Here is a 15,840-nt window from a genome sequence, read left to right on the forward strand (position 1 = left end):
TTCGATGTTCGTGCAGGGGTGCGAAGATGATGCCACACTGCGTGGCAGAAATCACGGGATGATGACCGAATCGTTAATTTCTCGCGCCGGATCGCACGGAATCAGTATCGAGAGGTCGCTTCCACGCGCGGAATCAGTCGTCGGGCCCGATCCACGAGCACCGGACGGCGTCGCCCTCGGGCGGGATGACCCAGCACTGCCGGCGAGGGTCGTCGAGGAGCGGCGGAGGACCGCCCTCCCGGGCGAGCGCTCGGTACTCCACCGGCCCGCCGTGGATCACGATCGTCGCCCGCCCTCGGGCCTGCACGGCCAGCGCCCAGTTCGCCGCCCAGGACTCCGCGTCGCCGATCACCAGGCGCGGGCGAGCCGACGCGGCGGCGCCCTGCAGCACCATGGCCGCACGGGCCGCGGCGTCCGGTCCGTCGCCGAGCAGGACGATCTCGCCGTCGGGGCAGTCGCCGAGGAGCGCCGTCGCGTCGGCCCGCGGCGTGGCCGAGCAGATCGCGGTGAGCGGATGCCGCGCCGGCTCGTAGCGCGGCGGCCTCCGCGGAGGACGTGACCCCGGCGCGGGCGCCGCGACGAACTGCGCCCGGAGCCCTCGCCACTGGCCGGATCCGGCAGGCGGGTCCGGCTCCCAGAGCGCGCCCTCCCCGCCCGCGTGCACGAGGTCCGCGCGTGACGCGTGCCGCAGCAGCGCGGACGCGCGGAATCCGTCCCGGAGACCCGGCCCGAGGCCCGCGAGACGGGCCGACGAGGCGATGACGGCCGTGTCGGTCCCCCGGACGGCGCGCAGGAGCCCCTCGACGCGAGCGAGCCCGGCGAACCGGGCCTCGTCGGGCCAGGCCGCGAACCGCTCGTCCAGGTCGTCGAGCACGACGAGTCGCGGCAGGCCGTGCCCGGCGTCCGACGCGTGCTCGAGCTCGGCGAGCGCATCCCACACGGCGCTTCGCGGCCCCTCGACGCGGAGCACCGCCTCGGCTCCGGAGGCGCGCGACACCTGTGCGGCGACGGCGTCGAGGAGCGAGGTCCGGCCGGAGCCTGGCATGCCGAGCACGATGAGCGGTCCGTCGGCCGCGGGGTTCCACGACACGGCGAGCCGCCGCTGCCGGTCGGGGTCGTCGGCGACGCCGAGGAGCAGGCCGCCCGGCTCGTCGGTCGCGGTCGCGGTCGCGATCGGGTCGCCGAGCACGCCGCCGACCGCGTCGAGGGAGAGGGACCGCGGCAGCGGGTCGAGCCAGGGACGCCGGGGCGGCGCGACATCCGCGTGGCGAGCGGTCCCCAGCCTGATCGAGCGGTCGTCGACGATCGCGGACTGGAACCGGACGGCGCGTCCGTCGCCCGGATCGGCGACCGCCCTGCCCGGAGAGCCCGCGTCGAGCTCCGCCGCCCCCTCGGTGCCGACGACGGCGAGGCTGTCGGCGCGGTGGAGCACCCGCAGGGACACGCGGATGCCGCAGTTGGCCGTCACGCTCTCGCGCACGACGCCGTTGGGACGCTGGGAGGCGAGCACGAGGTGGACGCCGAGCGATCGGCCGCGCGCTGCGATGTCGGCGATCACGGGCCCCAGGTCGGGGAACCGCTCGACCATGGCCTGGAACTCGTCGACCACGACGACGAGGCGCGGCAGGACGACCTCGGCGTCGAGCTGCGCGAGCTCGCGCGCACCCGCGCCGGCCAGCACGTGCTCGCGGTGGCGGAGCTCCGCGCGGAGGCTCGCCACGGCCCGATCCGCCTCGGCCGCGGCGAGGTCGGTCACCACGCCGGTCACGTGCGGGAGGTTCGCGACCGGCGCGAAGGCCGCGCCGCCCTTGAAGTCGACGAGCAGGAAGGCCACCCGGTCGGGCGGGTGGATCGCGGCGAGCGCGGCGACCCAGGTCACGAGGAACTCGCTCTTCCCGCTGCCCGAGGTTCCGGCGACGAGCGCGTGCGGCCCGGCGGCGAGGTCGAGTTCGAACGGTCCCCCCTCGCCCATTCCCACCGGCACCCGGAGGTGCGAACGGTCCGTGCGCTCCGACGGGGAGAGCTCGAGTTCCGACAGCCCGACCCTCGCGGGGAGCGGCGCGACCCGTCCGAGACCGGCGCGCTGCGCCGCCACGGCGACGCGATCGGCCCACGCCCCCGCCTCCGCCGCGCTCATGAGCTCGGGGGCCACGACCGCGGGCACGGCGCCGCCCACGACGGCGCGCCCGCGCGACCCCAGCTCGACCACCGTGGCGAGACCCGGCGGCAGGTCGGCGCCCGTCGCCGCCACCACGATGCGCACGTGGTCCTCCCGTTCCGGCGCCACGCAGCCCGGCGAGCCCGCATCGACGACGCGGAGCCGGCCCGGGGCGGCCGTCGCCGCATGCGGCAGCGCCGCCGACCACGCCCAGTCCGGGGTCGCGGGCGCGTCGATCGCGAGTCGACCGGGCGGGACCGCATCGGCGCACTGCACGACCGCCGCCCGCGCGGCGGCGAGTGCGAGCCCGCGGGGTCCGACGAATCCGAGCCCGCCCGCGGTGTCGGCGGTGCACGGCGCGTCGCGCAGCCACGTCGCCTCGCGGAGGAGCGCGGCGTCGGCGTCGTCTGCGGGCCTCCCCTCGACGCGCACCCGGCTCGGGATCGTCCCGGCGCCGATGACGACGTGGCCCGGGACGTTCGACCGCCACGCGGGGACGCCGCGCTCGACGATCCGGCGGGCGCCGGGCCACGCCCGTCGCGCGGCGTCGCGCTCGAGCTCGTGCCTGAGGGCGATCTCGTCGCGCAGGCGCGCGAGCGCGCGCGCCCGGTCGGCCGACGCGCGCCGGCGCTCGCGCCGGGCCTGACGGCGGGCGTCGAGCACGGACGCGACGGCGACGAGCGGGCCGAGCGCCGCGAAGAGGAGCGCGAAGGTCGAGCCGGTCACCGACCAGATGAGGACGGCACCCGCGACGGGGGCGGCCGAGGCGATCCACGGGAACCCCACTCGCCGGGGCTCGGCCGGATGCGGCGGCAGCGCGAGCGGGACGAGGCCGGGCGAGGGCTGGGCTTCGGACACCGGACCACCTCACCACGCCGTCGCCGGAGCCGCGGCCCGGACGGCGCTCATCCTCCGCCGCGGCAGCGACCCGCGATTGGGGAGGACGGGTCAGGCGACGGTGAAGGCCTGCTCGCCGATCTCCACCCGGCTCCCTCGCGGCACGAGCACGCGGCGACCGGGCTCGCACCGCACGCCGCCCTCGCCGGGGCGGCGCACGACCGTGCCGTTCGACGAGAACCGGTCGGCGACCCACAGCCGGCCGTCGTGCTCGCCGAACTCGAGGTGCGTCTTCGACACCGACAGGCCGCGATCGACGATCTGCACGAGGTGGGAGAACCGTTCCCCGGGCTGGGGCATGGGGCGGCGGCCGACGAGGCCGGTACCGGACACGGTGACGACCTCGCCGGTCGTGAAGCGGAGTTCCCAGGTCGCGGGCTCCGGCTGCGGGATGCCGGCCTGCGGCTCCGACGGCCGGGCCGGCGCGGCCGGCTCGCCCGGCCACGCACCGGGGCCGGCCGACTGCGGCGGGATCGCGACCGCCTCGGGCGGCGCCGTGATCGGCCGCGCGGTGGGCGGCGCGGTCGGGCCCGGAGCGCCGGGGACCGGGATGCTGATCACGCCGCTCTCGGAGCGGTGCATCACGGAGGTGTCGCCCGGGCGCGGGTCGACGGGGCGGCGGGATTCCGGCGTCGCCGAGGTCGAACTGCCGCATTCGCCGCAGAACATGGCGCCTTCGGGCAGGTCAGCGCCGCAGATCCGGCAGGTCACGAGCCGCCTCCCTCCGGCTGCCAGCGTACCGGCCGAACGACGCGAGCGAGACGGCGGCCCGGAGTCGCTGCCGCCACGTCCGGGGCGCGGCCATCCGCTGCTGCAGATCGTCGACGGCATCCCAGACCCGCTCGTCGTCGCCCTCGCCCGGACCGCCCGGCGCGAAGACCGCGCGGTCGACGACGGACGCCAGCACCAGCGGCCCGAGGTCGCCGACCGTGGCGGCCTGCTCGGCGCGCGTCGCGCCCGAGGCGACCGGGTAGCCGTAGTCCGCCGCGGTGTCGGCGAACTCGCGCCATCCGCCTTCGATCCGCTCGACCGACGTGGGCGCCCGCCGTCGCAGGCGGCGCCGGCGGGCCTTCGCCAGCACGACCGCGAGGAAGGGGCTCGAGGCGAGCAGCAGCACCGACAGCCCGATGCCGACGACGCGCGCCACCGCGAGCAGGGCGTCGAGCCACGCGGGTCCGTCGTCGTCGCGATCGTCGTCGCCCGAGTCCGGCTCGACGACGAGGTCCTCGATCGGCGTGCGGTCCTCGGGCGGCGGCAGGGCCGACTGGGGACGCGACACCACGGTCGGCTCATCGGGCTGGCGTTCGGGGATCTCGCGCGGCTCCGGATTCGGGTCGACCTGGATCCACTCGCCGCTGCTCGCCTGCACCTCGATCCACGCCTGCAGGTCGTCGCTGCGGAGTACGCGGGCGCCGTCCTCCACGACGCCGCTCCCCTCGCCGGGCGCGTATCCCACGACGACGCGGGCCGGGAACCCGATCGAGCGGGCCATGAGGGCCGCCGCGACGGCGTACTGCTCGCCGTCGCCGAGCATGGGCTTGACGCTCGCGAACTCTCCGATCCGGTCGAGCGAGTGACCCGAGCGGCTGGGCTCGTCGTCGCCGACGCCGTGGCTCACGTAGCCCTGCGTACGGAAGCCCTCGATCGCCTTCGCGAGCCGCAGGCCCGGCGGATCGGACGCGGGAGCCCAGGAGTCGAGGAGTCGGAGCAGGTCGTCAGGTGCCTCGGGGCCCTCGGGCAGCACCGCACCGCCCGGCTGCAGCGTCGCGAGGTCGACGTCGTCGACGGATGCCACCGACCACGCCCGGTACCGATCGCCCTCCCGCAGGCCCGAGCGCACCCCGCCGGTCCCGGTCACGTCGTTGTAGTGGAACTCCTCCGCGAGCGCCTCGGCGCGTGCCGACGCCGGCATGAACCGGATCCGCTCGAGGAGGCCGATCCCGGGAACCCACACGTCGTCGTAGCCCAGCACCTCGACCTCGAGCTCGACCGGGCGCCCCGGCGTACCCGACTGGTCGAGCCGGTACGGCAGCCTCGTGAACTGGCCGGATGCCGCGGAGCGATCGGCTCCGCCCACGGAGTAGACCACGCCGTCGTACGTGTCGAGCGTCGCGACGCGGATGCCGGCGCCGTCGGGAAGCCCGCGCACCGCGAGCATCGGCGTCGCGGCTGCATCCGGTTCGAACGCGCGCCGGAACGCGGCGAGCGGGCTGTCGTAGTCGTCGGGCTGGAACGGGGGCTGGAGCTGCGCCCGCACGACCTCGCGCGGGCCGGGCGGGACGACGAAGGCGGCGGCGGTCGCCCCGACGAGCGCGACGGCGACGAGCGCGGTTGCACCCACGATGCGTCGCACCCCGGCCAGGGCGGCGTCGGCGGGCCGCTCCCCGAGGACGGAACGGTGGGAGGCGATTCCGACCCGGGCGAGCCACGCCACGCAGGTCACGAGGAACGCGACGCCGGTCTGCACGGCCAGTTCGTCGTGCACGACCCCGAGCGCGATGCCCGCGACGAGCAGCAGCGCCGGCGGGAGTGCTGCGGCAGCGGGCCGCGAGGTCCGCAGCGCGATCGTCACCGCGGCGGTCGAGGCGACGAGCCCGAGGAGGAACGGCGGCACGAGCAGTGCCTGGTAGCTGCCGACCGGCACGGCGATGGTCACGAGCTGCTTCCACGACAGGGCCGTTCCCGCGACGAGCTCGACGAGCCCCTCGGCCGTCGGGAGCACCGTCGCGAACGATCGGCCCGGCACCGCGACCGGCACGCCGAGCACGAGGTAGGCGGATGCCACGCCGACCACGACGGCCCACGACGGGAGGTTGCGCACGGCCCCCACCACGGCCAGCGTCGAACCCGCGACGATCGCGACCGCCGCCGCGACGAGGAACGCCGCGCTCTCGTAGACGGGCCACCAGGGCACCATCCCGGCGGCGGTCATGCCGGCGACCATCGCGACCGTGACCAGGGCCGACACCGGCCCGGACGCCCGCCCGATCCGGCCGACGCCGAGGCGCCCGCCGGCGCGGGGCGCACGCGATGCGCCTCCCGGCCGCTCGGGTCCGATGCGCTCGCTCATGACACCGACGCCGTTCTCGCGACCATCGACCGCAGGTCCTCGAGGTAGCCGACGGAGAACACCGAGAGCGCGCCGATCGCACCGGCCGCGGCCTCGCCCTCCGCGGCGCAGCGCACGACCACGCCCTCGACGCCCGCGGGCAGCCGCGAGGCCGCCTGCCGCAGGTCGGCGACCGGACGTGCCCCGCCGGTCACCAGGAACACGAGCGACACGCCGCTCACCGACTCGGAGGCCGATCGCACCGTCTCGGCGAGGCCCGCGGCGCGCGCGTCGGTCTCGACGAGGCAGAGGGCGTCGAGCAGCCGGTCGCGCGAGGCGGTCGGCAGTTCGCGCATGCCGGCTCCCGCCCGGCCCTCGCCGGCGCCGGCGCCGCGTCGCGGATCACGGGCCTGCCCGGACGCGATGAAGCTGATGCCGCGACCGTCGCGGATCGCGCGGGCGCCCAGGGAGCCCGCGACGCTCACGGCGAGCTCGAAGTCCTCGCCGTCGCCGTACGCGTCGGCCGCGAGGTCGAGCACGACCATCATCCGGCTGCGGCGGGTCTCCTCGAACTGCCGGACCATGAACGTGCCGGTCTTCGCGGAGCTGCGCCAGTGGATGAACCTGCGGTCGTCGCCGGGCTGGTACTCGCGCAGCGCATGGAACGCGATGTCGCTCACGGTCAGGTCGCGCGTCGGGGTGCCCTCGAGATCGCGGAGGTAGCCCGTGCTGAGCGGCGACACCGCGATCGTGCGGGGGTGCACGTGCAGCATCCGCACGCCGGACCACTCGATCTCGCGGCGCATCAGCCCGATGGGGTCGGCGCGGACCGTCTGCACGGGTCCCACGGGGACGACGCCGCGGCGACGGGTCGGAATGGCGACGCGCTCGTCGAACACGGCGTCGTGCGCGAGGGGCGGCAGCAGCTTCGCCACGACGCGGTCGCCGACGGGCAGCTCGAGTCGCGCCGCCGCGAACCGCCGGCGGCCGGGGTTGCGCACGACGAGTCGCGCCTCGGCCTCCTCGCCGACGGCGACCCGGTCGACCGGAAGCGAGAGGTCGATGCTGCCCGCCCCGCGTCCCGCGAGGTGGGCCGACGCGAGCACGACGAGCAGCGCGAGGCCCCACCCCACGACCACGAGCTCGCCCCAGCCCCAGCCGTATCCGACGACGAGCGCGGCGATCGCGCCGGCCACGACCCCCCAGCCGAGCCGCGTGACCACGCCCCGCGCCGCCTCGGTCCAGCGCGTCCAGACCGCCGCCGCACGCCGCGCCGCGGCGACGCCGCGCCCGATCACGACCGCGAGCAGGCCCGCCTCGGCCGCCTCCTCCGGGATCGTGGAGCGGGTCTGGAACGTCACCCGGCCTGCCTCGCCGACGGCGGAGGCGTCTCGATGAGCACCTGCGCGATCATGTTCGAGGCCGTGACGCCGTCGAACTCCGCCTCGGGATCGAGGATCAGCCGGTGGGCGAGGACCGGCTCGGCGAGCGCCTTCACGTCGTCGGGGACGACGTAGTGGCGTCCGCGGCCGGCCGCGTGGGTCTTCGCCGCGCGCACGAGCGCGAGCGCACCGCGCACGCTCACGCCGAGCCGCACCTCCGTCGCCGTGCGCGTCGCATCCACGAGCCTCGACACGTAGTCGTGGATGGTCGGGTCGACGTACACCGTCCGCGCGAGCGCCGCCATCCGCACGATCTCGGCCGCGTCGAGGCGCGGTTCCACGCGCTGCTCGTGGGCGCGCTGGTCGGTGCCCTCCAGGATGCGGATCGTCGAGGCATGGTCGGGGTAGCCGATCGAGGTGCGCATGAGGAAGCGGTCGAGCTGCGCCTCGGGCAGCCGGTAGGTGCCGGCCTGCTCGACGGGGTTCTGCGTGGCGATCACCATGAACGGGCGGCCCGCCGGGTGGGTCTGGCCGTCGACGGTGACCTGGCCCTCCTCCATGACCTCGAGGAGCGCGGACTGCGTCTTCGGGCTCGCGCGGTTGATCTCGTCGGCCAGGACGATGTTCGCGAAGATCGGTCCGGGGTGGAACTCGAACGCGCCCGTTCGCTGGTCGTAGACCGACACGCCCGTGATGTCGCCGGGCAGCAGGTCGGGCGTGAACTGGATGCGGTTGCTCGTCCCGTCCACGGACTGCGCCATCGCCCGTGCGAGCGAGGTCTTCCCGGTGCCCGGCACGTCCTCGAGGAGCAGGTGGCCCTCGCTGAGGAGGGCCGTGAACGCCAGGCGGATGACGCGGTTCTTGCCGAGCAGGACCTCCTCGACCGCGCCGACCAGCCGATCGAGGTCCGCGGCGAACCGGGTGGCGTCCTCGGGGGTCATGGTCATGCGTGCTCCCTGCGAGTTCATCGGGCCTCGAATCTCGCGGTGACGCCCGCGACCTCAACATCCAACCAGACGCGATCGCCCGCACTCGCCCCGGGCACCTGGCACGACGTGGCCGACTGCGCCGGCCGGCCCGCGGACTCGCCCGCGAGACCGCACCGGTACGCGGTCGGGAGTCCGCCGTTGGCGGGATCGGCCGTCCAGGTCCAGGTCGCCTCGGCGGGGTCGTAGGCGCGACCCGGCAGCGCGAACGTGAGCGAGGGCGACTCGCCCCCCGGCTGGGTCTGCGACCAGGGGCCGCACGATCCCCACACCGTGCACGCCCGCACCTGGAATCGCGCGGTCTCGCCGAAGGGCCGGTTGAGGAGCGCTCGCAGCCAGCCGGAGCCGCTGAACTCGCGCGCCGTGCCGACTCGGACGCCGTTCGCGTCGACCGCGATGATCTGGAGGCGCCGCGTGCCGGCCTCGACGTCGGAGACGTAGCGGTCCCAGGTCTCCGCGTTGAGCCAGTCCATGGTGCTGTCGACCCCCGTGACGCCGCCGGGAGCGGGACGGACGACGGTGCTGGCGACGGCGGTGTGGACGCAACCGGCGCGGTTGAAGCCCCACACGACGAACGAGTAGCGGGCGGACTCGGTGGACGTGCCCGTGAACGACACGCTCGAGACATCCGGACCCACGCGCACGACCTCGGCCACGGTGCCGCCGGCGCTCGGCGCGACCACGGTGCCGGGTGCCGGCTGCGTCACCGAGCACGCCTGGGCGCCCGACGGGACGGACGACTCGCCCTCCACGAGCCGCTCGACGTAGTACCCGCCCATGGCGTCGCCGTTGCCCGCGAACGGCGTCCACGACACCACGACCGCGCCGGCGGCGGGATCGGCGTCCACGGCGATGTCCCCCGGGATCGGGGCGCCGAACGGGGTCCCGGTCGTCGTCGCCTCGGTCCACTGGGCGAGCGCCGGGAACGCGCCGTTCCGGGCGCTCACCGCCACCGCGGCGCTGCTGCCGTTGGCCAGCTGCTGCGACTCGGTGGCGCAGACCGATGCCGTGCAGACCCGCGATGCCGAGACCTCCACGGGCGAGCCGGCCACCGAGACGACGTACCTGTCGACCGGACTGCCCGAGCCGGCCGGCACGGGCGCCCACTCGATCCGGAGCCGGCCGTCGAGGGGCAGGGCCCGCAGGCCGCCCGGCGGCGCGGGGATCACGTCCGACCAGACGGGCGTGGGCAGCTCGGCGGGGTCGGAGAGGCCGATCCCGTTGCGCGCCTGGATCCGGACCCGGACCGCCGAGCCCGGACCGTTGCCGGGCGTCGCGACCGTGCACGTCGTCGCGGCGCACTCGGTCGCACCGACCTCGCGGCCGTCGCCGGGGTCGAGGAGCGAGATCCGGTAGCCCTCGATCGGCGAGTTGTTGAACGCGCCGGCGCCGAAGGCGACGTCCACGGTCCCGTCGCCGAATCCCGTGAGGCGCGCGTCGGTGACCGGGTCCGGCCGGTCCTGGACCGAGACGGTGACCGTCCCCCAGGCGAACCGGCTCCGGTCGCCGGTCGCATCGGCCACCTGGTACTGCACGGCGGTGTTGATCGGCGCCGCGCCCTCGGACACCGTGACGGACAGCCGGGACCGGTCGGCGCTCGGCGTGATCGCGACGCCGGAAGGGAGGTTCCCGGCGTCGAGGCCCCGCACCGCGACGACCCGGAGCGGCGTGTCCGGGAAGGGGTTGCCCGCCGCGTCGTTGGCGAGCACGTCGACGGTCGTCGTCCGCCCGCGCGGTGCGATCGCCGTGTCGGCGGCCGGTTGCGCGATGGGCCGCGTGGAGGGGACGACCCGCAGCTCGATACGCCCCGGCGTGCCCTCGACGGGACCGTCGGCCACGCCGATCGTGACCGATTCGCCCGTCCCCTGCTGAGTCGACTCCGCGGCGCGGACGCGCAGGTCGCCGCCGTCGATCGCGACGTCGAATCCCGGCGGCGCCTCGCCGACGATGCGGAAGGCCAGCTCGGCGTCGGATCCGTCGTCGGGCCGGTTGGTGAGGCGCTCGAGCGCGATCGTCCGCGACTGGCCGGGCTCGAAGTCGATGACGCCCCCGACGAACGTGGGCGGCTGGTCGTCGGTCGGGCGGACGTCGATCGGGATGACGATCGTGCCGGTCCGCCCGTCGGGGTCGTCGGCCGAGTCGCCGTCGGTCACGGTGAACGAGATGGAGGCGGGCCCGAAGTAACCGGGCTCGCTGCGGAAGCGCAGCGTGTCCTCGTCGACGACGAGGTCGGTGCCGTCGGCGTGCGAGGCCCGCACGCTCGCGGCATCGGTCAGTCGCACGGGTCGGCCGGATGCGGCCACGACGTGGTCCTCGAGCTCGAGCACGACCTCCTCACCGCTCTCGACGCGCACGGGCGGCGCATCGCGGCGCAGCTGCGGCAGCGCGTCGTCGCGACCCGGGACCCAGATGAAGGCGAGCGCGCGGAGGTCCGGGTCGTCCGGGTGGCCGACCGCGTAGGGGACGATCCGCCGCCGGTCGCGGACCTCGACCTCGATCGTCCCCCGACCGGTGACGCGGGCGCCGTCCTCGTGCCCCTCGACGAGCGAGACCGAGGCGTCGCGGTGGTCGGCGTCCGCGATGAAGACGTCGTCGAGGACGTCGACCTCGACCTGCTCCTCCTCGAGCACGTCGCTCAGGCTGAGGACGACGTCGGCGGCCTCGGGTCGGATGAGGGGCGCATCGGCTCGCGCGTCGACGCGGAGGAACGCGGTCGTCGACCCGAGCCGCTCGTTCTCGACGGTGTAGATGAAGCTGTGGTCGGCGTCGCCCTCGGGCACGTCGACGCGGATGACGTCGCCGTCCGCCTCGGCGGTCGCGGTGCCGGTGTTCGACTCCACGTCGGCGATGACGAGCTCGCCGCCGTCGGGGTCGGAGTCGTTGGCGAGCACCCGGACGGCGAGCGAGCGGCCGGGCCGGACGGTGATCCGGTCGTCCACCGCCACCGGGGCGCGGGCACCGTCGAGGCCGGGCGCGATGCCGACTCGCACCACGCCGGTCGCGCGGGCCCCGAGCGCGTCGACGACCGCGTACTCGAACGTGTCCGTTCCCGCCGAGTACTCCCCCGCCTGGTACTCCAGCCAGTCGGTCCCTCGGTCGACGACCGCGCCGCGTTCGGGGTTCGACTCCTGACCGAGCAGCTGGACGGAATCGCCGTCCGGGTCCACTCCGCCGAGCGGGATGGGGATCCGGACGGTGTCGCCGGCGAGCACGCGGGCCGCGGCGGTCGCGGGGACGGGGGGCGAGTTCGTCTCCGCGTCGGCCTCGCGAACGGTGATGACGACGGATGCCGTGGCGTTCTGCCCGTCGGGGCCAGTGACGCGGTACGACGCCTCGAAGACGCCGGGCTCGTCGGGCGCCTGGAAGCGGAGCCGGTTCCCGGCTGCGAAGAGCAGGCCGGACGACGGGCGGGTGACGAGTTCGGGATCGAGTTCCAGCGGGTCGCCGTCGGGGTGCGCGTCGTTGTCGAGGACCGGGATGTCGACCACGTCGCCGGTGCGCGCGGAGGCGGTGTCCGGCGCCGCGACCGGCGGTTGCGGCGTGGCGGGCGGCGGGACCTGGACGACCGTGACGGTGCCCTCGGCGTCCGCGAGCCCGTTGCTCACGCGGTAGCCGAACCGTGCGGAGCCCTGCTCGAGCGGCCGCGTCAGGCTGACCCGGAGCATGCGGTGGTCGATCACCTCGACCCGGACGCCCGGGTCGTCGGGCGCCTCGCCGGGACCGGTGATCACGAGCAGCCCGCCCGTCGGGTCGATGTCGCCGGCGAGGACGTCGACCTCCATCGGCTGGTCGAGCCGCAGGAAGGCGGTGTGCGGCACGGTGATCGGCGTCGTGTCGCGCTCCGGCGGCGCCGCCACCTCGACGCGCACGCTGCCCGTGGCGGTCTGGTCCCCGTCGGTCACGGTGTACTCGAGGAAGTGCGTGCGGACGGCTGCGCTCGAGAACCGGAAGGTGCCGTTGTCGAAGTCGGGAGCGAGCTGGGCCTCGGGCTTGGCCGGAACCGCCGAGAGCCGTGCCTGCCCGGAGCCGCCGCGCACGTGGCGCAGCGGCTCCAGCCGGATCTCCTCGCCGGCGGTGGCGAGCGCGACGAACGACTCCGCGACGAGCGGCGCCTCGCCCGGCGCGCGGACGTCGATGCGCAGCGTCCCGGCTCCGTCGTCGCGGCCGTCCGACACGATGAGCGCCACGCGGCGCTCGGAGCCCTCCCCGCCGCGCTCGTCGAAGACGACGACGCCTTCGGCGGTCGAGGTCGCGTCGTCGGGCGAGGCGGTCGAAGCGCTGCGCAGGAACATCGGGTCGCCGTCGGGGTCGACCCATTCGCCGAGCACGGCCGTCGTCACCCGCCCGCTGGACTCGACCACCCCGCGGGTCGGCCGCACCTGAGCCGGCGGCCCGTTCTCGTCGGGCGCCCGCACGGTGACGCGCGCGACCGCCTGGGCGACGCCGCCGCGGCCGTCGTCGATGTCGTAGCGGATGTCGAACGAGCCCGCCGCGCGGTCGTCGAGCGTCAGCTGCAGCTGCTGCCGCTCGGACACGAGGTCGACGCGGACGCCGTCCGGGAGGTCGCCCGACGCGGCGGCGACCACGAGGACGTCGCCGTTCGCGTCGTAGTCGTTGAGCAGCACGGGCAGGAGCGTGGCGCGGCCCGGCCGCGCGCCGAACTCGTCGTCGACCGCGACGGGCGGCACCTGGCTCTTCTCGGTCGTGACGCGCGATTCCGGGTCGTTCTGCTCGACTTGCCGCTCGTCGCGCTCGACCGCGAGCAGTTCCTCCCAGTTGTCGATGAGCTCGTACCGGCCCGAGGCCGCCCAGGTCGCGCCGGACTGCGGGTCGTTCAGGACGAGCGCGTCGCCGTTGGCGAGGAATCGGGGCCCCTCGCCAGCGATGCGGCGCTCGAGCGGGAACTCCCGGCCCTCGCGGTCGTCGCCGCACGCGCGCCAGGCGGTGCCGCCGCCCCAGGCGGCGTGGACGCATCCGCCGTGGAGGATCGGCGCTGCGGGAACGCCCCGCCGGCCGTCGACGAGCACGGTCGGCGCGCCGCCGTCGAAGCCGACCTCGACGAGGCGTTCGCGGGTGGCGATCAGCACTCCGTCGCCCGCGAGCGAGGGCCGCTGCAGCACCGCTCCGTCGGCGCCGGACACGAGTCCCGCGAGGTCGACCGTCCGGCCCTCGAGGTGGAGCCGGCGCGCGCCCGCGTCGAGCACCGCCCAGCGGCCGCCCACCGACGTCACCTGCACGTCGCCGTCGCGGTCGATCCCGTCGAGCTGCCACTCCTCGACGACGGCGTCGGGTGCGTCGGCGCCGACCAGCGTGATCTCCCCGGTCGAGGGCGTGAACCCGAACACGCGGCCGGACTCGTCGACGGACACCACGGACTCCGCGCCGAACTCGAACGCCGGCTCGCGCTCGCTGAGGAAGCGTCCGAACTCCTCGACGGGCTGGACCCACAGGTCGCCGTCGGCCGTGATGACGACCCGGTCGCCCGCGAGCGCGACCTCCGTGCCGGTCGGCGGCACGGCGACCGTGTCGGCGACCGTCGCGGTCGCCGGGTCGACGATGCCGACGCTCGCGCGGTCGCGGTCGAGGACGAGCACCGTGGACCCGCCCTGCACGACCTCGGGGCGCGTGCCGCCCGCCTCGACGACGGCGTTGAGCTCGTGGACGGCCGTGTTGGCGCGACCGACCGACTCGTAGGCCTCGTTCGCGACCCACACCGCGGCGTCGCCGAGGTCGACCCGCTGGGCGGTGTAGCCCCCCGACGCGACCGCCACGCCGGCGACCACCGCGACGACGACGCCCACCGCGCCGGCGGTGAGCAGGGGCGCCCGGCGGGTGCGCCAGAGCTCGGCGGCGTCGATCACGGCGCGTCCGCTTCCAGGCAGCGTTCGACGCTCGGCGCGCCGGTCCGACCGTCACGCGTCACCGCGACGCTCACGCACACGGGCCCGTCGCCCTCGGCGGGGACGGCGGCCACGGACTCGCGCTGGGGCGGGCGATCGTCGCCCCCCACGCTCACGACGTAGGTGTCGCCCTGCCGGAGTCCCGGGTCGTCCCACGTGAACACCACGTTCCCGCCGACGACCTCGGCGCGGACGTCGGTGACGACCGGGATAGTGGCCGCGCCGCGGGCGACCGTCAGCAACCCCGCGGCCACGAGTCCGACGAACACCGCAGCGGCGACGCCGACGCCCCACATGAGGCGACGGGGCGTGGGCGGGGCCGTGCTCCTGCGGCCGTTCGCTCCGACGCCGTCGACGGCGCCCCGCGAGCGGGAGTCGGCGCTCGCCGCGCCGAGGCGCGCCGCGGACGACCGGCGCCGGCGCGAACGCGACGCCGCGGCATCCGCGGAACTGCCGGCGCCCAGCCGGGTGCGCTCGTCGAGGTCGACGGCGGTGGCGATCGCCCAGTCGTCCATCGCGACCTCGAGCGGGGTCTGCGGAAGGCTGAGCTCCTCCTCGACGGCCTGCAGGTCGCGGATGAACTCGAGCGCGCCGGCCTGGCGGTCGGCGGGCCGCTTGGACATCGACCGCGCGAGCACCGCCTCGAGGCTGCGGGGAACGTCGGGTCGGCCCGTCGGCGCGAGCCTCGCACGTTCGATGCGGCTCACGAGCGCCATCGTGCCGTTGTCGCCGCCGGGCACCTCGAACGGACTGCGCCCGGCGAGCAGCGAGTACACGGTCGCGCCGAGCGACCACACCTCGCTGGCCACCGTGCCCGAGACGTCGTCGAGCAGCACCTCGGGCGCCGACCACGGGATGGAGAGCCCGACCGCGTCGCTCGCCTCGGCCTGGCCGAGGGTGGCCGCGATGCCGAAGTCGGCGAGCACCGGGTGCCCGTAGGCGGTGGTGAGGATGTTCGAGGGCTTGATGTCGCGGTGGAGCACCCCCTGGCGGTGCGCCGTCTCGATGGCGCTCGCGATGCGCACGCCGATCGAGAGCACCTCGGCGATCGGCAGCTGCACCGCCCGGTACCGCTGCCCGAGCGTCGCCGAGCAGTACTCCATGACGAGGTATGGCCGGCCGTCGGCGGCGACGCTCGCCTGGTAGACGGTGAGGATCGACGGGTGGCTCGAGAGCTGGGCCATGAGGTTCGCCTCGGCCTGGAACATGCGCCGCACCTCGTCGTTCACGACCTCGGCGAGCAGGACCTTCACGGCGACGAGGCGGCGCGGCATGTTCTGTTCGTACAGGAACACGTCGGCGAAGCCGCCGGCTCCGAGCACCCGGATGAAGGAGAACCCGGGGAGGTTCGGCGGCGTGGACGGCAGTCGCCTCGTCACGTTCCTCCCTGCGGGCTCGGCACCGGCAGCATCTCCGGTGCGCGGCTCGCGCCCGGTGCATCGCCCCATTGTAGGTCCGCGGATCGCAC

Annotated in this window: 7 protein-coding genes; all 7 read right to left on the bottom strand. The window is 75.5% G+C overall.

The genetic code is table 11. The annotated features are described in order from the left end of the window. Nucleotides 1-133: 133 nt before the first annotated feature. The 7 genes from WBQ80_RS04540 to WBQ80_RS04570 all read right to left on the bottom strand — a co-directional run bounded on the left by WBQ80_RS04540 (nt 134) and on the right by WBQ80_RS04570 (nt 15,751). The gene (locus WBQ80_RS04540; RefSeq protein WP_336570639.1) at nt 134-3,016 is read right to left on the bottom strand and encodes an FtsK/SpoIIIE domain-containing protein; all 2,883 of its coding nucleotides are present in this window, start codon (nt 3,014-3,016) and stop codon (nt 134-136) included. 90 nt (nt 3,017-3,106) lie between these two features. Further along, on the bottom strand, nt 3,107-3,637 hold the full coding sequence (locus tag WBQ80_RS04545; protein ID WP_336570638.1) for an FHA domain-containing protein: 531 nt from the start codon (nt 3,635-3,637) through the stop codon (nt 3,107-3,109). A gap of 103 nt (nt 3,638-3,740) precedes the next feature. Further along, on the bottom strand, nt 3,741-6,125 hold the full coding sequence (locus tag WBQ80_RS04550) for a transglutaminase-like domain-containing protein (protein ID WP_336570637.1): 2,385 nt from the start codon (nt 6,123-6,125) through the stop codon (nt 3,741-3,743). Further along, complete coding sequence (locus WBQ80_RS04555) at nt 6,122-7,465, bottom strand: DUF58 domain-containing protein (RefSeq protein ID WP_336570636.1); 1,344 nt, start codon at nt 7,463-7,465, stop codon at nt 6,122-6,124. Before WBQ80_RS04555 ends, WBQ80_RS04550 begins: the two co-directional genes overlap by 4 nt. Continuing rightward, on the bottom strand, nt 7,462-8,433 hold the full coding sequence (locus WBQ80_RS04560; protein WP_336570635.1) for an AAA family ATPase: 972 nt from the start codon (nt 8,431-8,433) through the stop codon (nt 7,462-7,464). Before WBQ80_RS04560 ends, WBQ80_RS04555 begins: the two co-directional genes overlap by 4 nt. 17 nt (nt 8,434-8,450) lie before the next feature. Next, the gene (locus WBQ80_RS04565) at nt 8,451-14,333 is read right to left on the bottom strand and encodes an Ig-like domain-containing protein (protein WP_336570634.1); all 5,883 of its coding nucleotides are present in this window, start codon (nt 14,331-14,333) and stop codon (nt 8,451-8,453) included. After that, on the bottom strand, nt 14,330-15,751 hold the full coding sequence (locus tag WBQ80_RS04570) for a serine/threonine-protein kinase (RefSeq protein ID WP_336570633.1): 1,422 nt from the start codon (nt 15,749-15,751) through the stop codon (nt 14,330-14,332). The genes WBQ80_RS04565 and WBQ80_RS04570 overlap by 4 nt, the downstream gene beginning before the upstream one ends. Nucleotides 15,752-15,840 lie beyond the last annotated feature (89 nt).

Source organism: Agromyces sp. CCNWLW213 (assembly GCF_037199545.1).
Lineage (GTDB): Bacteria > Actinomycetota > Actinomycetes > Actinomycetales > Microbacteriaceae > Agromyces.